This window comes from Streptomyces sp. NPDC018031 (assembly GCF_044327625.1).
GTDB lineage: Bacteria > Actinomycetota > Actinomycetes > Streptomycetales > Streptomycetaceae > Streptomyces.
Window position 1 is genome coordinate 561464 of sequence record NZ_JBIRFT010000001.1, and the last position, 24562, is coordinate 586025.

General features: G+C 75.4%; 16 protein-coding genes. 6 read left to right on the forward strand and 10 right to left on the reverse strand.

The genetic code is table 11. From position 1 onward, the window contains the following. Positions 1 to 143: 143 nt before the first annotated feature. Positions 144 to 1304 (forward strand): ThiF family adenylyltransferase, encoded by a 1161-nt coding sequence (locus ACH4B3_RS02400; RefSeq protein ID WP_398460834.1) that lies wholly within the window; start codon positions 144 to 146, stop codon positions 1302 to 1304. An 82-nt stretch (positions 1305 to 1386) separates the two neighbouring features. After that, positions 1387 to 2904 carry an ABC1 kinase family protein gene (locus tag ACH4B3_RS02405; protein WP_398460835.1) on the forward strand — a complete coding sequence of 506 codons (1518 nt, stop codon included), beginning with the start codon at positions 1387 to 1389 and terminating at the stop codon, positions 2902 to 2904. Positions 2905 to 2961: 57 nt separating this feature from the next. Here the strand turns inward: ACH4B3_RS02405 and ACH4B3_RS02410 are convergent, their stop codons facing one another. From ACH4B3_RS02410 to ACH4B3_RS02430, 5 genes are all read right to left on the reverse strand, one after another. Next, positions 2962 to 3159 (reverse strand): hypothetical protein, encoded by a 198-nt coding sequence (locus ACH4B3_RS02410; protein WP_398460836.1) that lies wholly within the window; start codon positions 3157 to 3159, stop codon positions 2962 to 2964. A 168-nt stretch (positions 3160 to 3327) separates the two neighbouring features. Next, positions 3328 to 3651 carry a hypothetical protein gene (locus ACH4B3_RS02415; protein ID WP_398460837.1) on the reverse strand — a complete coding sequence of 108 codons (324 nt, stop codon included), beginning with the start codon at positions 3649 to 3651 and terminating at the stop codon, positions 3328 to 3330. Next, on the reverse strand, positions 3648 to 4010 hold the full coding sequence (locus tag ACH4B3_RS02420; protein ID WP_398460838.1) for a WhiB family transcriptional regulator: 363 nt from the start codon (positions 4008 to 4010) through the stop codon (positions 3648 to 3650). Before ACH4B3_RS02420 ends, ACH4B3_RS02415 begins: the two co-directional genes overlap by 4 nt. A 114-nt stretch (positions 4011 to 4124) precedes the next feature. Continuing rightward, a complete protein-coding gene (locus ACH4B3_RS02425) occupies positions 4125 to 4415 on the reverse strand; it encodes a hypothetical protein (RefSeq protein ID WP_398460839.1) in 291 nt (96 codons plus the stop codon). A 144-nt stretch (positions 4416 to 4559) separates the two neighbouring features. Next, positions 4560 to 6824 carry an ATP-dependent DNA helicase UvrD2 gene (locus ACH4B3_RS02430; RefSeq protein ID WP_398460840.1) on the reverse strand — a complete coding sequence of 755 codons (2265 nt, stop codon included), beginning with the start codon at positions 6822 to 6824 and terminating at the stop codon, positions 4560 to 4562. A gap of 180 nt (positions 6825 to 7004) precedes the next feature. Here ACH4B3_RS02430 and ACH4B3_RS02435 point away from each other — a divergent pair, with 180 nt between their 5' ends. After that, positions 7005 to 7256, forward strand: a complete 252-nt coding sequence (locus tag ACH4B3_RS02435) for a mycoredoxin (RefSeq protein WP_398460841.1) — start codon at positions 7005 to 7007, stop codon at positions 7254 to 7256. A gap of 95 nt (positions 7257 to 7351) precedes the next feature. Here the strand turns inward: ACH4B3_RS02435 and nudC are convergent, their stop codons facing one another. The 5 genes from nudC to ACH4B3_RS02460 all read right to left on the reverse strand — a co-directional run bounded on the left by nudC (position 7352) and on the right by ACH4B3_RS02460 (position 19498). Continuing rightward, positions 7352 to 8293, reverse strand: a complete 942-nt coding sequence (gene nudC, locus ACH4B3_RS02440; protein ID WP_398460842.1) for an NAD(+) diphosphatase — start codon at positions 8291 to 8293, stop codon at positions 7352 to 7354. A gap of 115 nt (positions 8294 to 8408) precedes the next feature. Then, entirely contained in the window at positions 8409 to 9833 is a 1425-nt protein-coding gene (locus tag ACH4B3_RS02445; protein ID WP_398460843.1) for a dipeptidase, read from the reverse strand. Positions 9834 to 9978: 145 nt separating this feature from the next. Beyond that, positions 9979 to 14133 carry a UvrD-helicase domain-containing protein gene (locus ACH4B3_RS02450; protein ID WP_398460844.1) on the reverse strand — a complete coding sequence of 1385 codons (4155 nt, stop codon included), beginning with the start codon at positions 14131 to 14133 and terminating at the stop codon, positions 9979 to 9981. A gap of 596 nt (positions 14134 to 14729) precedes the next feature. Then, complete coding sequence (locus tag ACH4B3_RS02455; protein ID WP_398460845.1) at positions 14730 to 18509, reverse strand: ATP-dependent helicase; 3780 nt, start codon at positions 18507 to 18509, stop codon at positions 14730 to 14732. 614 nt (positions 18510 to 19123) lie between these two features. Next, positions 19124 to 19498, reverse strand: a complete 375-nt coding sequence (locus ACH4B3_RS02460) for an MGMT family protein (protein ID WP_398460846.1) — start codon at positions 19496 to 19498, stop codon at positions 19124 to 19126. 197 nt (positions 19499 to 19695) lie between these two features. On the opposite strand from ACH4B3_RS02460, the gene ACH4B3_RS02465 reads away from it, so the two are divergent. The 3 genes from ACH4B3_RS02465 to ACH4B3_RS02475 are packed head-to-tail and all read left to right on the forward strand — an operon-like array spanning position 19696 to position 24457. Further along, on the forward strand, positions 19696 to 22734 hold the full coding sequence (locus ACH4B3_RS02465; RefSeq protein WP_398460847.1) for a lysylphosphatidylglycerol synthase domain-containing protein: 3039 nt from the start codon (positions 19696 to 19698) through the stop codon (positions 22732 to 22734). Then, on the forward strand, positions 22731 to 22856 hold the full coding sequence (locus tag ACH4B3_RS02470; RefSeq protein ID WP_398460848.1) for a hypothetical protein: 126 nt from the start codon (positions 22731 to 22733) through the stop codon (positions 22854 to 22856). Before ACH4B3_RS02465 ends, ACH4B3_RS02470 begins: the two co-directional genes overlap by 4 nt. Positions 22857 to 22867: 11 nt before the next feature. After that, complete coding sequence (locus ACH4B3_RS02475) at positions 22868 to 24457, forward strand: alpha/beta hydrolase (protein ID WP_398460849.1); 1590 nt, start codon at positions 22868 to 22870, stop codon at positions 24455 to 24457. Positions 24458 to 24562 lie beyond the last annotated feature (105 nt).

The window sequence follows — 24562 nt, forward strand, 5'->3', positions numbered from 1 at the left end:
CCCGACGGCCGGTATGACTAATGCGCGCGCCTGTGGACAACTCTCGGCGGCGAACCGGCGGCCGCCCCATCCTGAGGACGGATCACGGTCTTGCGGACGCCTCCCCCGCCGGGGGGCGGAGGCCGGGAGGGGAGGGCGGAGCGATGCACCCGATGCTCAAGCCCGCGCTGCGGCGCGGCTGGCGGAGCGGCGACACCCTGCAGTTCGGGGTCGCCCCGGCGCACGCCACGGTGGTCGCGCCGGTGGACCTGGCGACCGGTGGCTTCCTGGAGCTGCTCGACGGCACCCGCGGTATGCCGCTGCTGCGCGACGAGGCGCGGCGGGTGGGGCTGCCGGACGGGCTGGCGGACGCCCTGGTGGAGCGGCTGGCGGCGGCCGGACTGCTGGACGATCCGACGGCGGGCGGCGAGCCGGCCGCCGGGCTGCGGGAGAGCGGCGGGCTGGACCGGCTCCGCCCCGATGTGGCCTCGCTGTCGCTGCTCCATCCCACGCCCGGCGCCGGGCTGCGGATGATGGGGGCGCGGCGGGCGATACGGGTGCAGGTCCGGGGCGCGGGGCGGGTCGGCGCGGCGGTGGCGGCGGTCCTGTCGGCGTCCGGGGTCGGGCGGGTCGACGTGCTGGACGGTGGCTGTGTCGAGCCCGCCGACGTGCTGCCCGGCGGGTTGGCGGCGGAGCAGATCGGTGAGCGCCGGGACACCGCGGCCCGCCGGCTGGTGCGGCGCGCCGCGCCCTGCGCGGGGCCCCGGCGGTCGGCGGGCGGGCCCCGTCGCGGGGAGACGGACCGGGCGCCGGGGGGCGAGCCCGGGCTGGCCCTGGTGGTCCTCGCCCCGCGCGACGGACTCGCCGCGTACGTGCCGGATCCGGCCGGTGCCGAGCCGCTGCTCGCCTCCGGCACGCCGCATCTCTACGCCGGGGTCATCGAGGGCACCGGGGTGGTCGGGCCACTGGTGCTGCCGGGGGTCACCCCGTGCGCGGGATGCCTGGCGGCGCACCGGGCCGACCGGGAGCCCTACTGGGGGCGGCTGCTCGCCCAGTGGCGCTCCGGCCGCCGGCCCGGCCCGGCGGCCTGTGACACGGCGCTGGCCACTCTGGTCGCCGGGATGGCGGCCGCGCACGCCCTGACGTTCCTCGGCGGGCAGCTTCCTGCCAGCGCCGGGGCCCGGCTGGAACCGGCTCTCCCGGCCCTGACCTGCGAACCCCGCCGCATCGAGGCCCATCCGGAATGCGGCTGCGGGGCGGCCGGATCCGCTAATGAGGGATATCCCTCGGCCCCGGAGACGGCGCACGTAACAATGGCCCGGTGACCGGCGTCCGCTGGGTGGGCGACGGGGGTCCGGGGGATTCGCCTCCGGTGGACGGCTCAGCTGTAGGAAGTTGGAGGGGCGCATGTCTGATCTTCCGCGCAAGGCGATCACACGAACCGCCAAGTTGGCCACGCTGCCGCTGGGGTTCGCCGGGCGGGCCACCCTGGGCCTGGGGAAGCGGCTCGGCGGACGGCCGGCGGAAATCGTCGCCCGGGAGCTGCAACAGCGCACGGCCGAGCAGCTCTTCAAGGTGCTCGGCGAGCTCAAGGGCGGCGCGATGAAGCTCGGCCAGGCCATGTCCGTCTTCGAGTCCGCCCTGCCGGAGGAGATCGCCAAGCCCTACCGGACCGCCCTGACCAAGCTCCAGGAGGCCGCGCCTCCGATGCCGACCCGCACGGTCCACTCGGTGCTGGCCGAGCGGCTGGGCGCGGACTGGCGGGAGCTGTTCGCGGAGTTCGACGACAAGCCCGCGGCGGCGGCGTCCATCGGCCAGGTGCACCGTGCGGTGTGGCATGACGGGCGGGATGTCGCGGTCAAGCTGCAGTACCCCGGCGCGGGTGAGGCGCTGCTGTCGGACCTGAACCAGCTGAGCCGGTTCTCCAAGGTGCTGGCGCCGCTGGCTCCGGGCATCGAGCTGAAGCCGCTCATCGCCGAGCTGCGCGAGCGGCTCACCGAGGAGCTGGACTACGAGCTGGAGGCGGAGACCCAGCAGGCGCACGCCGAGGAGTTCGCGGACGACCCGGACGTACTGGTGCCGGCCGTGGTGCACCACAGCGATCAGGTGCTGATCACCGAGTGGATGGAGGGCACCCCGCTGTCGGAGGTGATAGCGAAGGGGACGCCCGAGCAGCGGGACCGGGCCGGACAGTTGCTGACCCGCTTCCTGTTCTCCGGCCCGTACCGGACCGGGCTGCTCCACGGCGACCCGCACCCGGGCAATTTCCGGCTGCTGACCGACGACGCCCCGGACGGGCCGCCGGAGAAGTGGCGGCTGGGCGTGCTGGACTTCGGCACGGTGGACCGGCTGCCCGACGGCTTCCCGGAGGAGATCGGCGTGGCGCTGCGGATGGCGCTGGAGGGGGACGCCGAGGGGCTCTACACCATGATCCGCCAGGAGGGGTTCGTCAAGCCGAGCATCGAGATAGACCCCGAGGCGCTGATCGACTACCTGCTGCCGATGATCGAGCCCGCCCGGGAGGAGGAGTTCGTCTTCACCCGGAGCTGGATGCGCGGCCAGGCGGCGCGGGTGGCCGACCGCAAGTCGCCGCTGTACGAGCTGGGCAACCAGATCAACCTGCCGCCGGCGTACCTGCTGATCCACCGGGTGTGCCTGAGCACCATCGGGGTGCTCTGCCAGCTGGGGGCGACGGTGGGGCTCCGCGGTGAGCTGGAGGACTGGGTGCCCGGCTTCCTGCCGGAGGAGGACCCGGCGGAGGAGCCGGAGGAGGAGACCGGTCCCGCCGGTGCGGAGGTGTTCGACACGGTGGCGGGCGACGAGGGCGAGGAGGAGGCCGGGGCGTCCGCGCGGGGCCGCGCCGGAGGCGTCGGGCCGGGCGGCACCGGGGCGGACGAGGCCGCGCCGGAGCAGACCTCGGCCTGACCGGCCGCTCGCGGGCCGCTCCGGCACCGGGCCCACGGGGGACCCCGGGGTCCGGTGTCACCACCAGGACGAGTCGAGGCGGCTCTCGATCGCCCTGAGGTTGCCTCGCGCGCAGCGGTCGCAGAAGTAGCGGCGGGCGCCGTTCTCCACGGAGCAGGTCCAGGTCAGCGGCAGGCCGTCGGCGACGGCGCCGCAGCGGGCACAGGTGACGCTCTCGGACTCCAAATCCACGGCGTCATGCGTGTTTCGGTCCACCCGGTGACGATAGCTCCGTCAGCGGCCGGCGGGCAGCAGACAGGCCGAAGGGCCGGTCGTGGGAACCGGCCCCTCGGGCGTGCGGTGTCTGCAGCGGCTGTGGTGTACGTGCCGCGCGCGCTGGACGTCGTGTACTCACCGTGCGCGGCTGGTGTGCCGGCTGGGCTGTCAGTGCATGACCGCCATGGCCAGCGCGCGGCGGGCGCGGAGCGAGGCACGCTCCGCCCGGCGCTGCATCCGGCGGGCGGCGACCACCCGGGCGGCCGTGCGTTGGGACTCGGCCACGCGCATTTGATCGCGCATATGGGCACGGGCCAGGGCTTCTGGGATGAGTTGCATCTCTCGGGTCCTGTTCTGGCGCGATTCGGTCGCGCCGGCAGTGGTACGGGCGGCGGTGCGGACGGTGGGCTCGTCGGCGGGCGGTGTCATGGTCGGGTCCTGCTTCATGGGATCGTGCGTCGCTGGGCGGTCGATGGTGCCGGCGGTGATCATGCCGCGACCGGGTTCTTGCGCGGACGGCCACGGGGCCGCTTCCGGGCTACGACGACCCCCTGGACGAACAGTTCGCCACCCCAGACACCCCACGGCTCACGGCGGTCCTTGGCGCCGGCCAGGCAGGCCTCGCGCAGCGGGCAGGTCTGGCACAGCGACTTGGCGTACTCCACGTCGGCCGGCGACTCGGCGAAGAAGACCTCCGGGTCGTAGGCGCGGCACGGTACGGCCGTTCCGAGGCTCTCGATGGCGTCGTCGAGGTCGGACAGGGCGAGGGGCGAAGTCAAGGAGTCCTCCGAGGAGTCAGGCGGGGGGTTCAGGTCGGTCGACACGGACGGGGTGTGCGTCTTGAGTTGCACGGTGTGTGTTCCTCGTCTCTCGTTCCGGCTCGTGGCCGGGTTTTCGCAAATCAAAAGGGCCGCGGATCCCGGTGTGGGTTCCGCGGCCCCTGAAGGTGCCGACCTGATCTGAGATCAGGCTGGATGACTCCAGGGTTCGAGCCCACGGAAGGCCCACATCTTGGGGTGCTGCTTCGGGGATCCGGCACCATTGGCCGCCGCCGCAAAGGCATAGGCGTTCGCCTGTGCCGCTGCCGCTACCGCAGGTGCCTGGGTCGGTCGCTCGCTGACACGCGTTTCCACGACATGCGTTTCCACGGAACCGGACAGACCGGTGCCCTGAAGACGCAGCGAAGAGCCGAGCGGGCAGGCGGAGGCGACCGGACGATCGGTCATTTTGATCGTGGTGGTGATGATGCTGTTCACGGGAATCCGCCTCCTCTCGGCGTCTCGGGGGAACTGGTCGAGACCAGTCCACGGGTGTTCAGTACAACACGGATCGAGCGGATCTCGGAAGGCCCGTTGTCTCCGTGCTGGGAAGGCTATGGGTATGCGCTCCGCGTGCGCAAACTATTTTCCCGACGAGTTTTCCGAACCGTATCCGGGCCGCTCACCGGCACAGAGCGCAAGGATCTCGGCACCGAACGTGTCGAGCTTCCGCCGTCCCACACCTGAGATGCACGACAGCTCCGATTCGGTTCCCGGTACGGCCTCCGCGATGGCGAGCAGTGTCTTGTCGGTGAACACACAGAAGGCGGGCTGGCCCAGTTCCCGGGCCCGCTCCGCACGCCAGCCGTGCAGCCGCTCGTAGAGCGCCTCGTCGAGCTGCGCGGGGCAGTCCTCGCAGCGCATCAGTTTGATCTCGCCCGCGTCGGTCAGGGTGCGGCCGCACACCCGGCAGCGCACCGGGGTACGCCGCCGGCGCTCCCGGGCCGCGCCCCGCTCGACGCCGCCGCCCGGACCGGGACCGGTGGCGGCGGCGCCGGTCCGGCCGCCGGCCGCCACGGTGCCCGGCCGCAGCCCGCTGAGGAAGCGGCTCGGACGGCGTCCGGCACGGCCGCCCGGCGCCCGGGACAGCGACCAGGAGAGGCCGAGGTGCAGCCGGGCCCGGGTGACCCCGACGTACAGCAGCCGCCGTTCCTCCTCGACCTGCTCGTCGGTCCTGGCGTAGGTGATCGGCATCATCCCCTCGGTGAGCCCCACCAGGAACACCGCGTCCCACTCGAGGCCCTTGGCCGCGTGCAGGGACGCCAGGGTGACGCCTTCGACGGTGGGCGCGTGCTGGGCGGCGGCCCGCTCGTCCAGCTCCGCCACGAAGTCGGCGAGGGTGGCGTCCGGCCGGGCCCGGGCGAAGTCCTCCGCGAGCCGGACCAGGGCCGCCAGGGACTCCCAGCGGTCGCGCACCGCGCCCGACCCGGCGGGCGGCTCGGTGGTCCAGCCGCGGCCGGCGAGCACCGCCCGCACCTGGGAGGGGACGCCGGCGTCGTCCGCGGCCGGGTGGCCGCCCGCCGCGGCGCCCCCGCCGCCCGGCTCGGTCCCCACCCGGCTCGCCAGCGCGGCACCGCGCAGCAGCAGACCGGCCTCCCGCACCTCCGGCCGCTCGAAGAACCGTTCGGCGCCGCGCAGCTGGTAGGGCACCCCGGCGTCGGCGAGCGCCTGCTCGTACAGCTCGGACTGGGCGTTGACCCGGTACAGGACGGCGATCTCGCCCGCCCGCACGCCGGAGGCGAGCAGGTCCCGGATCCGCCGCGCGGTGCCCTCGGCCTCGGCGGGCTCGTCCCCGTACTCGGTGTAGACCGGTTCGGGCCCGGCCGGGCGCTGGGACACCAGTTCCAGCCGGTGGTCGGCGGCCCGGCCGCGGGCCTGCGAGAGCAGCCCGTTGGCCAGGTGCACGACCTGGGGGGTGGAGCGGTAGTCGCGGACCAGCCGGACCACGGTGGCCCCGGGGTGGCGGCCGCGGAAGTCCAGCAGATGGTCGGGGGTGGCACCGGTGAAGGAGTAGATGGTCTGGCTGGCGTCGCCGACCACGCACAGGCTGTCCCGGTCGCCGAGCCACAGCTCCAGCAGCCGCTGCTGCAGCGGGCTGACGTCCTGGTACTCGTCGACGACGAAGTGCTGGTACTGGCCGCGTACCTGGTCGGCGATGTCGGCGCGGTCCTGGAGCACCCCGACCGTCAGCAGCAGTACGTCCTCGAAGTCGATCACGCCGCGGTCGCGCTTGAGCTGCTCGTACCCCGCGTAGATCCGGGCGATCTCGGCGGCGTCGCGCGGGGGCTGCCGGCCGGCCAGGGCGGCCGCGGCCGGGTAGTCCTCGGGCACGGTCTGGGTGACCTTGGCCCACTCGACCTCGCCGGTGACGTCCCGCAGCTCGTTCCGGTCCAGCCGGACCCGGCAGCGCGTGGCGGCCTCGGCGACCAGCTGGACCTTCCGCTCCACCAGCCGCGGCACCTCGCCGCCGATCGCCCGGGGCCAGAAGTAATGCAGCTGCCGCAGCGCGGCGGAGTGGAAGGTGCGGGCCTGGACGCCCCCGGCGCCCAGCTGCCGCAGCCGGCCGCGCATCTCGCCCGCGGCGCGGTTGGTGAAGGTGACGGCGAGGACGCTGGCGGGCTGGAGGATGCCCGCGCGCACCCCGTAGGCGATCCGGTGGGTGATGGCCCGGGTCTTGCCGGTGCCCGCCCCGGCCAGCACGCACACCGGCCCGTGCAGCGCCAGGGCGACCTCGCGCTGCTCCGGGTCGAGCCCGTCGAGCACCGCGTCCGCGTCACGCGGCGGGTCCGCGTACTCACTCGGCGCGGATACCCGTGGGAACAGGGTGGGTGGGGTCGCTGCTGTCACCCGACCATGCTGCCAGGTCCGCGGCGCGGACCGTCCGGGTTGTCCACAGGGGCCGGGTGGCGCGGCTCACCGGCACCACTCCGCCGGGAAGGCACCCCACGGGAATGGTGGGGAACGGATGGACGTTGCAGGACTGGAACCAAGCCGCGAGGCACGCCGGACCTGAAGGAGCCGAAGACCATGTCGGGCACCGTGACGATGTACAGCACCACCTGGTGCGGCTACTGCCGCCGTCTGAAGAGCCAGATGGACCGCGAGGGAATCGCGTACGTCGAGGTCAACATCGAGCAGGACCCCGAGTCGGCGGCCTTCGTGGAGAAGGCCAACGGCGGCAACCAGACGGTGCCCACCGTGCTCTTCGCGGACGGCTCGACGCTGACGAACCCGTCGCTGGCCCAGGTCAAGGCGAAGATCGGGGTGGCCGGGGTCTGAACCCGGCCTCGGGCCGCTGCCTCGTGGGAGGCGGCGGCCCGAACCGCACGGCGGCTCGGCCCTGGGGCCGGCGGCTCGGCCGTGCGGCCGGCGGCTCAGCCCTGCGGCAGCGGCTCGCCGTACCAGCGCTCGATCAACCGGGCCGCGATCGAGATTCCGGTGGGGGGCAGGACCTCCCCGGACGCGAACGCGGCCCGCAGGTCGTCGCGGGAGAACCAGCGCGCCTCGTGGATCTCCTCGCCGTCGACGTGGATCTCCGAGGAGCCGGCCCGCGCCATGAAGCCCAGCATCAGGCTGGACGGGAACGGCCACGGCTGGCTCGCCACGTACTCCACCTCGTCGACCACCACCCCGGCCTCCTCCGCCACCTCGCGGACCACGGCCTGCTCGATCGACTCGCCCGGCTCGACGAACCCCGCCAGCGTGGAGAAACGGCCCTCCGGCCAGTGCACCTGGCGGCCGAGCAGGGCGCGGTCCTGGTCGTCGGTGACCAGCATGATCACCGCGGGGTCGGTGCGCGGGTAGTGCTCGGCTCCGCAGGCCGGGCAGCGCCGGATGTGTCCGGCCGCCGCGATCACGGTGCGCTCGCCGCACCGGGAGCAGAAGCGGTGCATCCGCTGCCAGTTCTCCAGTGCCACGGCGTGCACCATCAGCCCGGCGTCCCGCTCGGAGAGCAGCGCTCCGGCCTCCCGCAGCCCGGCCGGGCGCGCCGACTGGTCGATCCGGCCCGGCAGCGCGTCCTTCTGGAGCGCGAAGTAGCGCACACCGTCGGCGTCCGTGCCGAGGAAGTAGCGGTGCGTCTCGGTCGGCGGCGCCTCGAACGCCGGGGTCATGACGAGCTCGGTGCGGCCGTCCGGGGTGTCGTCGACCAGCACCTGGCCACCGGAGACCACGAAGACCCGGGTGGTGGGGTGGCTCCAGGCCGCGGCGAGCCACGCCTCGTCCAGGCGGTGGTGGGCGGCCCGGTCGATACCGCTCGCGCCGCTGAGGGTGATCGGACGGGCGGTGGTGGTGGTGCGATCGGTCCAGGTGGTCACGGCTGTTTCCAACTCCCCCACGGCAATGGCTCGGTCTTCGGTGCGGCGCGCGGGGCCGGTCCGGCTGCCGGTCGCGCGCGTGGCTGTCGGTGCGCCGGCGGTCCGGCGCTGCGTGTCAGGCACCCGGGGCGGCATCCGACGCTGCCGGACGCCAGTGCCGCGCGAGGTCGTCCCACAGGTAGGCGGCCGTCTCGACGCCCTTCATCAGCAGGTCCAGTTCGACCTTCTCGTTCGGGGCGTGCCAGCCGTCGGACGGCACCGAGATGCCGAGGAACAGCACCGGCACCCCGAGCACGTCCTGGAGGTCGGCGGCCGGTCCGGAGCCGCCCTCGCGGGTGAAGCGGATCGGCTTGTCGAAGGCGCGGCCCATGGCCCGGACGACCGACCGCAGCGCCGGGTGGTCGAGCGGGGTGAGGCAGGGGCGGGTGGCGCCCCAGAAGGTGATCTCGTGGCGGATGCCGGCCGGCAGGCGCTCGGCGACCCAGTCGCGCACCGACCTCTGGACCGCTTCCGCGTCCTGCCCGGCCACCAGCCGGAAGGAGAGCTTCAGCTGGGCGGTGGACGGGACGATGGTCTTGCCGCCGGGCCCCTGGTAGCCGCCGCCGATGCCGTTGACCTCGGCCGTCGGCCGGGCCCAGATGCGCTCCAGGGTGGACTGGCCCGCCTCGCCGTGGGTGGCGTGCGAGTGGGCCGTGCGCAGCCAGCCGTCCTCGTCGAAGGGCAGCTCGGCGAGCAGTTCACGCTCCCGGGCGGTGAGCTCGATCACCCCGTCGTAGAAGCCGGGGATGGTGACCCGCAGGTCCTCGTCGTGCAGTGCGGCGGCCAGCCGGGCGGCCTCCATGGCGGGGTTGGGCACCGCGCCGCCGAAGGAACCGGAGTGGATGTCCTGGTCCGGGCCGTGGAGATCGATCTGGCAGTCGGTGAGCCCGCGCATGCCGGTGCACACGGTCGGGGTGTCCTCGGACCACATACCGGTGTCCGAGACGATCACCGCGTCGCAGGCCAGGCGCTCGGCCCGGGCACGGACCAGCGCGGGGAAGTGGGGCGAGCCGGACTCCTCCTCGCCCTCGATCAGCAGCTTGAGGTTGACCGCGGGGGCGGTGCGGCCGGTCGCCGCCAGGTGCGCCCGCACGCCGAGGGTGTGGAAGAACACCTGGCCCTTGTCGTCGGCGGCACCGCGCGCGTACATCCGGCCACCGGATATCACCGGCTCGAACGGGTCGGTGTGCCAGCCGTCCTCGCGGGCCGCGGGCTGCACGTCGTGGTGCCCGTAGACCAGGACGGTCGGCGCCTCGGGGTCGCCGGAGGGCCATTCCGCGAAGACCGCCGGAGCGCCCGGGGTGTCCCAGACCTCGACGGTGGGGAAGCCGGTTCCGGCCAGCGCGTCCGCCAGCCACCGGGCGCTGCGCCGCACGTCGTCGGCCCGGTCCGGATCGGCCGACACGGAAGGGATGCGCAGCCACTGGGCGAGGTCGTCGAGGAAGGCTTCGCGATGGTCCTCGACAAAGGCGCGGACGGCGGTGTCCGGGGCGGTGCTCATGCATATGAGCCTATCCGGCCGGGGGTGACCGGTGTGCCGGGGTCCCGCGGACGCGGCGCCCGCGGGGCGGACCGGGGGCGCCGCCGCCGGGCGTCCCCTCCACCGGCCGCGGCCCGCTCACCGGCCGCGGCCCACTGCCCCCGGCTCACCGGTCGCGGCCCCGGCCGGCGTCGGGTCCGGGGTGGTGGGCGCGGGCGGAGCCGGGGTGGTGGGCAGGGTCGGCGGGCGCCCGGGCGTGGTCCGTCTCGTCCGTCACATCCGTCTCGTCCGTCAGGATGCGCTCCAGCTCGGCGCGGCCGGGCAGCCCGGCGGGGCGGACCACCTCACCGTCCCGGACGTAGAGGAAGCCCGCGGTCACCGCGGACAGCGGCACCCCGTACCGCTCCGCCCAGGCCAGCCGGTAGATGGCCAGCTGAAGGGGGTCGGCGTCCCTCGACCGGCCGGTCTTCCAGTCGACGATCTCGTAGCGGTGGCCGCCGTCGGGTCCGCGCTCCCGGTACACCGCGTCGATCCGGCCGCGGATGGTGCGGCCGGCCAGCACCACCTGGACCGGCGCCTCGACCCGGTAGGGCGTGCGCCGGGCGTACTCGGTGCGGGCGAAAGCCTCCTTGAGTTCGGCGAGGTCCTGCTCGTCGGCGATCTCCGGTGCGTCGTCCGGGCCGCCCGGCAGCTCGTCCGGGCCGAGCAGGGGCAGCGGCAGGGCCTCGAAACGGGACTCCACCCAGGCGTGGAACCGGGTGCCGCGGCGCGCGGCGGGCTGCGGCGGCCGGGGCATGGGCCGGGCCAGCTCCTGGGCGAAGCCGTCGGGGTCGTCGGCGAGCCGCAGCAGCTGGGAGGCGCTGAGCACGGCCGGCAGCGGTACCTCCCGGACCGACGCCCGGGCACGCCGCAACTCACCGGCGAGTGCGTCCAGGTCACGGTCCCAGGAGGCGGCCAGCCTGGCCTCCTCCGGCACCAGTCCCTCGTCGGGCACCAATCCCTCGTCCGGTCTCGGTCCCTCGTCGGGGACCGGTCCCTCGTCCGATGTCGGTCCCTCGTCCGGCCCCGGGTGCCCCTCCGGTACGAGGGCGCCATCCCACCCCAGGCCCGCGTCCGGCAGCGGTGCCGCCGCCGGGGCGGGAACGCCGTCGCCGCCCGCCGGGGGGTACGCGCGGTCCGACCCCGGCTCCGGGTCACGGTGCCCGCGCGGCGGATCGCCGAGCGGCCGCCGGGGGCCCGGCACACCGCCTCCGCGCTCCGGCGCGTCCGGGCCCGCCACACCCCCCGCGCCGTCCGGCAGGTCCCGGCCGGACGGCCCGGCCCCCTCAGTCGGCTCGGCCCCCTCCGCGGGTCCATCCCATTCCGCTGGCTCGTCCCATTCCGCTGGTTCAGCCCACGCCGCCGGCTCGCCCCAGTCGATCGGTTCGTCCGGTTCCGGGGGCCATTCGGGGTCGTAGCCCGGATCGCCGACGGGTCCGGGGCGGCGGCCGGCCTCCGGACCACCGGTGGTCCGGCCGCCGGGATCGTCATGGCCCGGCCCCGCGGCACCATCGATCGCCACGGGGTCACCGCCACCCGGCCGGTCGTGGCCGGCCGCGGGATCGAGGCCGGCCAGATGGGAGAGCACCAGGTCGGCCGCGCGGCGCCGCCGGGCCAGCGCGTCCGCGTCCAGCGGCAGCGGCCACGCCAGGTCGGTGTGCGAGGGGGTCAGGGCGGGGTTCTCCTCGCCCTCGGCCGGGGGTTCCGCCCACGCCTCGACCTCTCCGTACCCGGCACCGGCCGCGCAGTGCGTGCGCAGGGCCCGCAGGAAGTCGGACGGGCCGCGCGGCTTCTTCTGGGTGGGGCCCCACCAGTGGCCGGAGGCGAGCAGCAGGGAGCGGGGCCGGGTGAAGGTCACATAGCCCAGCCGCAGCTCCTCGATGCGCTGGTGGTCCTTGAGCTGCTCCCGGAACGCGGTCATGCCCTTGCTGTCCCAGGACGCGACGTCCGGCAGGGTGTCGGCGTCACCGCGCAGCGCGTGCGGCAGCACCCTGGCGTTCGCCGTCCACGACTCGCGGGCCTGCTCGCTGGGGAACTGCTTGGCGACCAGGCCGGGCACCGCGACGACGTCCCACTCCAGCCCCTTGGACTTGTGGGCGGTGAGCACCTTGACGGTGTTCTCGCCGCCGGGCAGCGCGTTGTCCAGGCCCTTCTCGTACTGGGCCGCGGTGCGCAGGAAGCCGAGGAAGGCCAGCAGGGTGGCCTCGCCGTCCAGCGCCGCGAAGCGTGCCGCGACGTCCAGGAAGTTGCCGAGGGTCTCCCGGCGGCGGGCGGCCAGCGCCTGGGGGGAGGCGGACAGTTCCACCTCCAGCCCGGTGACCGCCAGCACCCGGTGGAGTACGTCCATCAGCGGGTCGCCCAGGCTGCGGCGCAGTTCGCGGAGTTCGGCGGCCAGCCGGGCGAAGCGCACCCGCGCCTCGGCGGAGAAGGGCAGCCCGTCGTCGGCCGCCCCGGTGCCGGCGCCGGTGCCGAGGAAGGTGTCCAGGGCGTCGGCGAGGGATATCACCTCGGCCGGGTCGACACCCTCGACGGCCTCGGCCAGCCTGCGGTCCGGGTCGGTGTCACCGTCGGAGTCGTGGCGCACCAGCAGCCGGGCGCGACGGCCCAGCAGGGCCAGGTCGCGGGGCCCGATGCGCCACCGCGGGCCGGTCAGCAGCCGGACCAGCGCGGCGTTGGCCGAGGGGTCCTGGAGCACCTCGCAGACCGCCACCAGGTCGGCGACCTCCGGCAGGTGGAGCAGTCCGGACAGGCCGACCACCTCCACCGGGACCGCACGCTCCACCAGGGCGGCCTGGATCTGGGCGAAGTCCGTGGCGGTACGGCAGAGCACCGCGATCTCACCGGGCGGGGTGCCGGTGCGCACCAGGTGGGCGATGGAGTCGGCGAGCCAGGTCAGCTCCTCGGCCTGGGTGCGCAGCAGCGCGCAGCGCACCAGGCCGTCCTGGTCCGCGCCGGGCGCCGGGCGCAGCGCCTCCACACCCTCGTGACGGGCGCGCAACGGCTCGGCGAGCGTGTTGGCGAGGGCCAGCAGCCGGCCGCCGCTGCGCCGGTTCTCGCTCAGCGCGAAGCGCCGCGCCGGACGGGTGCCGACTCCGGTGCCGCCGCCCGGCCGGGGGCTGCCGCCGTCGCCCGGCGAGCCGCCGTCCCCCGTGGCGGTGCCGTCCTCCAGGGCGGCGCCGTCCTCCAGGGCGGCGCCGTCCTCGGTGGAACCGCCCGCGGCGGGATCGACCTGCGGGAAGTGTTCGGGGAAGTCGTCGAGGTTGGCCACCGAGGCGCCTCGCCAGCCGTAGATCGCCTGGCAGGGGTCGCCGACCGCGGTGACCGGATGGCCGGCGCCGCCGCCGAGGGCCCGGTGCGGGGCACCGGGGCCCGGCCGGTGGCCGTCCGCCGCCGGGCCGTCCGCCGGGCCGGCGCCGCCGAAGAGCCCGGACAGCAGCAGCCGCTGCGCCACCGAGGTGTCCTGGTACTCGTCGAGCAGGACGACGGAGAACTCCGCGCGCAGCGCCCGGCCGACCTCCGGGCGGGTGCCCGCCAGGGTGGCGGACAGCGCGATCTGGTCACCGAAGTCGAGCAGGTCCCGGGCGCGCTTCTCGGCACGGTACGCCTCGACCAGCCGGAGCAGCTCCAGCCGGGCCCGGGCGGTCTCCGGGACCTTGCGCAGCGCCTCGTTGGTGAGCTTCACCCCGTCCAGCACCCGGAGCAGCTCGGTGTCGTGCGCCCGCAGCCGCTCCACCGGCACCAGGTGCTCGGACAGCTCTCCGTCGAGCGCGAGCAGATCGGTGACGAGGTCGGCGAAGGGGCGGGTGAGGGACGGGTAGCTGCCGGGAGCGGTACGCAGCACCCGGGCCGCCAGCTGGTAGCGGGTGGCGTCGGCGAGCAACCGGGCGGTCGGCTCCAGCCCCGCCCGGAGGCCGTGGTCCTTCAGCAGCTGCCCGGCGAACGCATGGTACGTGGAGATCCGCGGTTCCCCCGGCGCCCGGTCCGGGTCCACCGGGTCGGGGTCGGTGACACCGGCCGCCACCAGGGCCTTCCGCACCCGCTCGGCCAGCTCTCCGGCGGCCTTGTTGGTGAAGGTCAGGCCCAGCACCTGCTCCGGGGCCACCTGCCCGGTGCCGACCAGCCAGACCACCCGGGCCGCCATCACCGTGGTCTTTCCGGAGCCGGCACCGGCCACGATCACCTGCGGCGCGAGCGGCGCGGTGATGCACGCCAGCTGCTCCGGGGTGAACGGGATGCCGAGGAGCTGCTTGAGCTGCTCGGGGTCGGTGATACGCGGTGCCACCCGCACGAGGCTAGCGCCGGCCACCGACAGCGGCGGCCGCCGCCCGCGGACTGCGGGCCCGGAACCGGCCGGAGCGGCGGTCCATGGCGGCGGGGCCCACGGGGCACCGGCGGGCCGGGGCACCGGCCGACCCGCCGGTCCGCGACGTCGGGCCGGGGGCACCGGCAGATCCGGGCCGGACGGCGGGCCACGGCGACGGGCCTGGGCGGGACGGCGGGCCACGGCGACGGGCCCGGGCCGGACGGCGGCGGGCGCGGGCCGTGCGGTGGCGGGCGCGGGCCGTACGGCGGCGGACGCGGGCCGTGCGGTGGCGGGCGCGGGCCGTGCCGGGGGGCGGCAGATCCAGGCGGGGGCGGCGGGCTACGGCGACGGGTCCGGGCGGGGCACCGGCAGATCCGGCCGGAGCGGCGGGCCGCGGCGACGGGTCCGGATCGCGCACCCGGCAGATCCGGCCGGTGCGGCGGATCACGGCGACGGATCCGGGCCGCAGCGGCGGGTCTGGGCGGGTCGGCGGGCAGCGACGAAGGGTCCGGGAGCCGGGCGGCGGCGGATCCGGGCCGGGCGGCAGCCCACGTGGTCCGGGCCGGACCGCGGCGTCAGTCGACGACCTGGCGGCCTTCCGGCCGGGCGCTGCAGGAGGCGCGGAAGGCGCAGCGCCCGCAGTGCTCGCCGGTGCTCGGCGCGAACCGTTCGTCGAGGACCCGCGCCGCGGCCTCCGCCAGCAGCTCGCCTGCCGCGTCGGCCTCCGGCGGTCCCTGCCCCTGCACCTTGGGCACCGCGTCCCCGCCGTCCTTCCTGGCGGCGGCCTGCCGCAGCTGGACGAGTTCCGCGCCGCCCACCTCGGGCCGGGTGCCGCCGAACAGCTCGTCGACCGCGCCTTCCCGGACCGCGAGCTGGTACACCGCGAGCTGCGGGTGGCGGTCGACGGCCTCGCGCGAGACGGCCTGCTTGCCGGTCTTGAAATCCACGACGTAGGCGCGGCCGGCCGGGTCGGCCTCGACGCGGTCCATGCTGCCGCGGATCCGCACCGCGTAGCCGCCGGCCTCCAGGGTGACGTCGAACCCGTGCTCGGTCGCCACCGGGGCGCGTCCACCGCGTTCCATCACATGCCAGCGCAGGAAGCGCTCCAGCGCCGCCCGCGCGTTCTCCTTCTCCTGCCGGGACTTCCACGGCGCGTCGAAGGCGAGGGCGTCCCACACCGAGTCCAGCCGCTCCATGAGCACCGCGAGATCGGCGGGGGTACGCCCCGAGGCCACCTCGTCGGCGAGCACATGGACGACGTTGCCGAAGCCCTGGGCGGCGGTGGCGGGCTCGTCCGCCTTCACCTCACGTCCCAGGAACCACTGCAGGGAGCAGGTGTTCACCAGCTGGTCCAGGGCGCTGCCGGACAGCGCGACCGGCCGGTCGCGGTCGCGCAGCGGCGCCTCGCTGTGGGTCGGTTCGGCCAGGCCCCACCAGCGGTCCGGGTGCGCCGCCGGGACCAGCGGCTGGCCGTCGTCGTCGCGGAGCGCGGCGAGCCGGGCGAGCCGCCGCGCCGCCGCGTCCCGCAGCTCCGGCGACGCCTGCGGGTCGACCGTGGTGGCGCGCAGCTCGGCGACGAGCGCGGCGACCGCGAGCGGGCGCCGCGGGCGGTGGGCGACGTCGACCGGGTCGACGCCCAGTTCGGCGAGGAACCGGGAGGGCTGGTCGCCGTCGTCGGAGGGCGCCTTGACGGCGGTGACCACCAGACGCTCCCGGGCCCGGGTCGCCGCCACGTAGAACAGCCGCCGCTCCTCCGCGAGCAGCGCCCCCGGGGTGAGCGGCTCGGCGAGTCCGTCGCGCCCGATCCGGTCCGCCTCCAGCAGCGAGCCACGGCGCCGCAGATCGGGCCAGAGCCCCTCCTGGACGCCCGCCACGACCACCAGCCGCCACTCCAGGCCCTTGGACCGGTGAGCGGTCATCAGCCGGACCGCGTCGGGTCGGACGGCGCGGCGGGTGAGGGTGTCGGCGGCGATGTCCTGGGCGTCCAGTTCGGCGAGGAAGTTCAGCGCGCCGCGGCCGCCGGTGCGCTGTTCGGCGCGCGCGGCGGTCTCGAACAGCGCGCACACCGCGTCCAGGTCCCGGTCGGCGTTGCGGCCGGCCGCGCCGCCGCGCCGGGCGGCCCGCTCCAGGCGCTGCGGCCAGCCGGTGCCGTTCCACAGTTCCCACAGCGCCTGCTCCGCGGTGCCGCCCGCGGCCAGCAGTTCGCGCGCCGCGCTCAGAAGCCGCGCCAGCCGCAGCGCGCCCCGGACGCTGCCGCCGGCGCCGCCGGCGTGCCCGGGGGGTGGCTCGTGCGCCACCAAGCGCTCCGGCTCGGCGAGGGCCTCGGCGAGCAGGACGTCGGACGGGCGCGGCACGGCCCGACCCGCGGCGCGTTCCTCGTCCCGCAGGGCCCGGCCCAGACGGCGCAGGTCGGCGGCGTCCATGCCGCCGAGCGGGGAGGTGAGCAGGGTGATCGCGGTCTCCGGGTCCAGCTCCCGGGCCATGGCGGGCGCCGGGTGGTCCGGCGCGGGCGCCGGCCGGCCCGCTCCCGGCTCGTCACCAAGCGGGACGCGGGCACCCACGGCGTCTGCCGGCGGGGCGTCCGCCGGCGAAACGCCCGCCGGCCGCGCCGCCGCCTCCGGTCCGGGGGCGCCGTGGTCCCGCGCCCCCGTCCCCGGCTCCGGCTCCCCCGCTCCGTGGTCCTGTGCCCCTGCCCCCGCCCCCGGCTCCCCCGCTCCGTGGTCCTCGGCTGCGGCCTCCGGCTCCGGCTCCGGCTCCGGCGGGAGCGTGCCGGGCGCCGGGTGGTCCGCCGCGCCGTCCGGGCCGGGCTGCCGCAGCGCCGCCGTCGCGGCGACGCGCAGCGCGGTCAGCAGCGGTCCGACCGCCGGTTCGTGGCGCAGCGGGATGTCGTCGCCGTCGACCTCGACCGGCACGCCGGCCGCGGTGAGGGCGCGGCGCACCCCGGGGATGGACCGGCCGCCGGCGCGGACCAGCACGGCCATCCCGCGCCACGGCACGCCGTCCTCCAGGTGGGCCCGGCGCAGGATGTCGGCGATGTTGTCGAGTTCGGCCCCGGCCGTCGGATAGGTGTACACCTCGACGCGGCCACCGGGGCGGTCCGCGGAGAGTTCACGGTGGGCGCGGACGGCTTCCGAGGGCAGCCGGGTGAGCGGCATCCGGTGGGTGAGCAGCCGGGTGGCGGCGAGCAGGCCGGCTCCGGAGCGGCGCGAGGTGCCCAGCACGACCACCTTCGCGGGCCCGCCGTCGGCGTCGGGAAAGGTGTGCGGGAAGTCGAGGATGCCGTTGACGTCGGCGCCGCGGAAGGCGTAGATCGACTGGTCGGGGTCGCCGAAGGCGATCAGCGTGCGGCCCGGGCGCGGCCCGTCCGCCGGGGTCCCGGCGCCCGCGGGGTCACCCGTGTCCGGCGCCCCGGCCGGGGCCGTCCCGGCTGCCGCGCCGCCGGTGCCCGCCGCGGCGGCGCGCCGCGGCGCGGGCGGCCGGGGCGTCCGGTGCGGCGCCCGGTTCCCGGCGAGTGCGCGCACCAGCCGGACCTGCGCCGCGTCGGTGTCCTGGTACTCGTCGACGAACACCGCGTCGTACCGCCCGGCCAGCTCGGCGGCGACCTCGGGGCGTTCCGCGAGCAGGACGGCCCGGTGCACCAGTTCCGCGTAGTCCAGGGTGCCCTGGGCGTCGAGGACGTCGAGGTACTCGGCGAGGAAGGCCGCGGCGGCACCCCAGTCCGGTCGCCCGGTGCGGGCCGCGAACGCGCCGAGCGCGTCCGGGCCGAGGCCCAGTTCCCGGCTGCGGGCGAGCACCGCGCGCACCTCGTCGGCGAAGCCGCGGGTGGTGAGGCAGGCCCGGAGCTCGTCCGGCCAGCGGACCCGGGCGCGGCCGGCGCCCTCCAGCTCGGCCTGCCCGGCGAGCAGCTCGCGCACCACGACGTCCTGCTCGGGACCGGAGAGCAGCCGGACCGGGTCGGCGAACAGCTCCGCGTCCTGATGGGCCCGGACCAGCGCGTAACAGTACGAGTGGAAGGTGGTGGCCTGCGGGGCCCGGGCGCCGCCCAGGCGGAGCGCCATCCGGTCGCGCAGTTCGACCGCGGCCTTGCGGCTGAAGGTGAGCACCAGCAGCCGCTCCGGGTCGGCGCCGCGGCGTACCCGCGCGGCCACGGCCTCCACCAGGGTGGTGGTCTTCCCGGTGCCCGGACCGGCGAGGACCAGCAGCGGACCGTCCCGGTGGTCAACCACGGCGCGCTGTGCGGCGTCCAGGACAGGTGGGGTCACCGGCCCCGGGCGGGTGCGCACCAGCCGGTACGCGCCCGTGGACGGCCGCGGCGTCTGCCGTGTCCGTGTCGGGGTCGAAGAGGAGGAGCTCACGTGGTTCGCCGGTCCTGGGTGTGCTGGGTGTCGTACGGGCGGGTGCGCCGGTCGGTGGCCGGCCGGTGAGGGCGTCCGGACCGGCGCGCGCCGTCCCGCGGGATGCGTCCCGGACGACGCGCGGTGCGGCGCGGGGCGCGGCGGGTTCCCCCGACGCTACGCCAGTCGCGCCGCTCGCCGCAGTGGCCGGGGAGCGCGCCCCCGGCGCGTGCCGGGGCGCCTCCGGCGGGTGCGGGCGCGGCGCCACCGGGGGCGCGCCGGGCCGGGCCGTTCCGCCGACCGGTCGCCCGGAAGTGACCGAGGTCACAGGACGAATGCCCGGGCGAATGCCGGGGCGAATATCGGGGCGAACGCCGGGCCGGACGACGGGCCGGAGGCCGGCATGTCCCGCGACCGCCCGGAGCGGCGTGCCGTCCCGGGCGTCAGGCAGCGGCTCCGGCCGGCGTGGTGCGGCGGGCGCGGCACTGCCGCTCCCGGCCCGCCGGCGGGCCCGGGCCACGCGCCACCGGACCGGGCCGACGAGGCCGGCCGGTCAGCCGGGGCCGGCCAGGCCGCCGGGACCGGCCGGTCCGCCCGGCAGCGGCCGGCGGAAGCCGCCGGCGCACCGGGGGCCGTCAGCCGGCGGCGCCCGTCCCGTCCCAGCGGGCCGCCGCCAGGCGGACCCGCGGGAGGTGGCCCTCCGCGGAGCGTGCCGCCTCCCGCAGCGGGGTGCCCTCCTCGCGGTAGTGGGCGAGGGCGCGCAGCTCGTGGCCGGGCAGCAGCACGCCGTCCGCGCGCACCACCCGCCACCAGGGAACGGCTCCGCCGTACAGCGCCATGACCCGGCCGACCTGCCGCGGCCCGCCCTCCCCCAGCCATTCGGCGACGTCGCCGTAGGTCATCACCCGGCCCGGCGGGATCAGTTCGGCGACTTCCAGCACCCGCTCCGCGTACTCGGGCAGCTCCGCGGCGGCCCCTGGCTCCTCGCTCTGCCGACTCATCCGGCCCATACTGCCGCACCCCGCCGACAATGCTCATGGGGGCGCGGAACGCCGCTCCCACGCCGGAGCGGCCACCGGACCGATGGGCTCACGGGGTGTACGCGGGGCGGTCACAGTCCGTACGATCCGAACTTCACGCCCCCGAAATGCACCCTGATGCCCTCATCCTCTGTCCGGCCATGCCACCATCTTCCGGGCGGTGACTGGTGATACGAGATCAAGAAGAGACGGCCGAGCAGCAGGGTGCGCAGCCTCCGGACGAGGCCCGCGCCCCTGGCGCGCTGCCGCGCTCCGGTGCGTCCCGTGCCGCGAAGGATACGGACGGCCACGACGAGGACACCGCCGCCCCGGCCGGTGCCGGTCCACCCGGGAGCCCGGCCGGCGCCGGGGAGCCCGCAGGCCCGGCCGCACCGGAGGCCAGCACTCCGGAAGGAGTCGCCGACATCCCGGACACACATGACCCGGCGCCGGACGACACGCCGGAACCTCACGAGTCGCACCGGGCGCGGCAGGACGACACGCCCGACTGCGACGGGCCCCGGCTGCGCACCGGGCGGGTCTCGGGGGACGAACCGCTGCTCCCCGCCCGGGTCCACCGCCCGTCGGACCTGCTGCGCCTGCTGCTCGGCATCCTCGGCATCGCCACCGTGCTGGCGATCTCGGCGTTCGCCCACGGCACCACCGCGGGCCTGGAGCAGGACATCGGCGAGGGCACCGAGGAGGCGCCCGCGCTGCTCATCGACATCACCGGGCTGACCGCGAGTGTCGCGGTGCTCATCCTCCCGGTGGCGTTCGCCATCGAACGGCTGGTCAAACGCGACGGCCTGCGGATCGCCGACGGCGTGCTGGCCGCCGTCCTGGCCCACGGGGTCTCGCTCACCACCGACCTGTGGGTGGCCCGGGGCGCCCCGGACTCGATCCGCGAGGCCCTCACCCAGCAGTCACCGGGCGGCACCTTCAGCGATCCGGTGCACGGCTACCTGGCCCCGGTCATCGCCTACATGACCGCGGTCGGGATGGCCCGCCGGCCGCGCTGGCGGGTCGCCATGTGGTGCGTGCTGCTGCTGGACGCCTTCGCGGTGCTGGTCGGCGGCTACACCACACCGTTCGCCATCATCATCACCGTGCTGATCGGCTGGACCGTCGCCTACGGCACGCTCTACGCGGTCGGCTCGCCGAACGTCCGGGCCACCGGGCAGCATCTGCTCGCCGGTCTCCGCCGGGTCGGTTTCCACCCGGTCAACGCCCTGCGCTACGAGGACGGGGCGGTCGAGGAGGTCACCGGCGCCGCCGGGGGCGGGCCCGCGGGGAGCACCGCCGCGGGCGGCCAGGGCCCCCAGTCCGACCGGGGCCGCCGCTACCTGGTCACGCTGGAGGACGGCCCGCCGCTCGACGTCACCGTCGTCGACCGGGAGCAGCAGGCCCAGGGGTTCTTCTACCGGGTCTGGCAGCGGCTGGCGCTGCGCAGCATCACCCAGCCGCGCAATCTCCAGTCGCTGCGCCAGGCGCTGGAGCAGGAGGCGCTGCTGGCGTACGCGGCCATCGCCGCCGGGGCCAACGCGCCCAAGCTGATCGCCACCTCCGAGCTCGGGCCGGACGCGGTGATGCTGGTGTACGAGCACACCGGCGGCCGTTCGCTGAACTCCCTCCCGGACGAGGCCATCACCGACGAGCTGCTGGCCGGCGCCTGGCACCAGGTGGAGGCCCTGCAGTCCCGGCGGATCGCGCACCGCAGGCTGGACGGCGACGCGCTGCTGGTGGACCGCTCGGGCCAGGTGATCCTCACCGACCTGCGGGGCGGCGAGATCGCGGCGGGCGACCTGGTGCTGCGGATGGACATCGCGCAGCTGCTGACCACCCTGGCGCTGCGGGTCGGCCCGGAGCGGTCGGTGGCCGCGGCGGTCGAAGTGCTCGGGCCGGACGCGGTGGCCGACAGCCTGCCGCTGCTCCAGCCGCTGGCGCTGAACCGCGGTACCCGGGCGACCCTGCGCCAGCTGGCCCGGGAGCGCTCCGAGCGGCAGCGGGAGGCGGTGCTGGAGGCGTCCCGGGCCCGGAAGGAGGCCAAGGAGGCGGCGAAGGAGGCCGAGGAGGCCCGGCGGGCGGGCGTCCCGGCGGACCGTACCGGCCCGTCCGAGCGGGAGCAGCTCAGCGAGCGCAAGGCGCTGAAGGCGGAGAAGCAGGCCGAGAAGGCCGAGAAGCAGGCCGAGAAACGGGCGATCGACGAGGCCCTGGAGGGGGCGCGCGAGGAGGACCTGCTCTCCCAGATCCGCCGCCAGGTGCTGCTGATGCGGCCGCAGGCACCGATAGAGCCGGTCCGGCTGGAGCGCATCAAGCCGCGCACCCTGGTCAGCTTCTGCGCCGGCGCGTTCGCCGCGTACTTCCTGCTCTCCCAGTTCACCCACATCCAGCTGGGCACGGTCATCGGCGGCGCCAACTACGTGTGGGTCGTCGTCGCCCTGGTGTTCTCCGCGCTGACCTATGTGGCCGCGGCGGTCAGCCTGCTGGGCTTCGTCCCGGAGAAGGTGCCGTTCGGGCGCACCGTGCTGGCCCAGGTCGCGGCGTCCTTCGCCAAGCTGGTGGCCCCGGCGGCCATCGGCGGGGTGGCGCTCAACACCCGCTTCCTGCAACGGGCCGGGGTCCGGCCGGGGCTGGCGGTGGCGAGCGTCGGCGCCTCCCAGCTGTTCGGGCTGGCCAGCCATGTGATCCTGCTGCTGACCTTCGGGTACATCACCGGGACCGAGCGCACCCCGTCCGTCTCCCCGTCCCGCACGGTGATCGCCGGGCTGCTGACCGCCGCGGTGCTGGCGCTGATCGTGGCGGCGATCCCGGTTCTGCGGAAGTTCGTCTCGACCCGGGTGCGGTCGCTGTTCGCGGGGGTCGTGCCGCGCATGCTGGACGTGCTGCAGCGACCGCAGAAGCTGGTCGCGGGGATCGGCGGGATGCTGCTGCTGACGGCGACGTTCGTGATGTGTCTGGACGCCTCGATCCGGGCGTTCGGCGGCGAGCTGAGCTACGCGAGCATCGCGGTGGTCTTCCTCGCCGGCAACGCCCTCGGCTCGGCGGCTCCGACCCCCGGCGGTGTGGGCGCGGTGGAGGCCGCCCTGATCACCGGTCTGACCTTCGCGGGCCTGCCGTACGAGACCGCGACGCCGGCGGTGTTCCTGTTCCGGCTGATGACCTTCTGGCTGCCGGTGCTGCCCGGCTGGCTGTCCTTCACCCACCTCACCCGCAAGGAGCTGCTGTGAGCGGAGTGGCGGTGGTCACCGGATGTGACGAACGGGCAGCGCTGTACGCCGAGGTGTCCCCGACTTCACCATCGCTCGACGGTACGGTCACGGAACGGTTCGCCCGCCCGTCCGCCCGCTAGGATCACCGGCTATGTCACGTGCCATACGAACCAAGCGGACCAGGGCCCTGGTCGCCGCGACGCTGGTGCTCGCCCTCGGTGCGCTCACCGGCTGTAACGACGACGGCGGGAAGGACGAGGGCGCGTCCCGGCCGTCGGCCCCGGGCCCCGGCTCGTCGAGCGGGCTGCCCGCTTCGCTGACCGGGCAGAAGCTCGACTGGAAGGCGTGCCCGGCGCCGACCCCCGCGCAGGGCATGGGTGACGCCCCGGGCGACGAGTGGGAGTGCGGCACGCTGAAGGCACCGCTGGACTACGCCGAGCCGGAGGGCGAGACGATCGACCTCGCCCTGATCCGGGCGAAGGCCACCGGCGGGGACAAGCGCATCGGTTCGCTGGTGTTCAACTTCGGCGGCCCGGGCGCTTCCGGCGTCGCCACCCTGCCCGCGTTCACCGAGGACTACCGGACCCTGCGCTCCCGCTACGACCTGGTCAGCTTCGACCCGCGGGGCGTGGGCGAGAGCGCGGGCGTGCGGTGCCTGTCCGACAAGGACCTCGACGCCTACTACGCGACGGACAGCTCGCCCGACGACGACGCCGAGCTGAAGGCCGCGGCGGCGACCAACAAGAGGTTCGTGGACGCCTGCCGGAAGAACTCCGGCAAGGTGCTGCCGTACGTGGACACCGTCAGCGCCGCGCGGGACATGGACCTCATGCGTGCGGTCCTCGGCGACCGGAAGCTGTACTACTTCGGCATCTCCTACGGCACCGAACTGGGCGGCGTCTACGCCAACCTCTTCCCCAAAAACGTCGGACGGTCGGTGCTGGACGCCGTCGTGGACCCCACCGAGGATCCGCTGGAGGGGGCCATCGCCCAGGCCAAGGGCTTCCAGCTGGCGCTGGACAACTACATGAAGGACTGCGCCAAGTCCGGTCCGCTGTGCCCGACCGGCAAGGGCGGCGAGGAGGGCAACCGGAAGCTCACCGAGTTGCTGAAGAAGCTCGACGAGCAGCCGCTGGACGCCGGCGACCGCAAGCTCACCCAGGACCTCGCGCTCACCGGTATCGCCGCCGCGCTGTACGACCAGGAGGCCTGGGAGTACCTGACGATCGCGCTCAACGAGGCGATGCGGCTGAACAGGGGCACCACCCTGCTGATGATGGCCGACTCCTACCTCAGCCGTGACCCGCAGGGCCGCTACGGCAACATCCAGGCCGCCAACCGGGCCATCAACTGCGTGGACGACAAGCAGCGTTACACCAGCGACGACGTCGACGAGCAGATGGCCGCGTTCCGTGCGGCGTCGCCGGTCTTCGGCGAGTTCATGGCCTGGGGCATGACCGGCTGCACCGGCTGGCCGGCCGCCGGCAAGAGCGAGCACCCGCGGGTGGCGGCCGAGGGCGCGGCCCCGATCGTGGTGATCGGCAACACCGGCGACCCGGCCACCCCCTACGAGGGGGCGCGGAAGATGGCCAAGGCCCTGGGCAAGGGCGTGGGCATCGAGGTGACGCTCAAGGGCGAGGGCCACGGCGGCTACAACAGCGGCAACGCGTGCCTGAAGAAGGCCGTGGACGGCTACCTGCTGGACGGCAAGGTCCCGGCGGCCGGCACCACCTGCTCCTGACCCGCCCCCGGCGGGAACCCCGCCGGACGACGCAAGGGGGCCGGGCCGCCGTCCGGCGGCCCGGCCCCCTTGCGTTCGCCCCAACGGCACTCCGCACGGCCACCC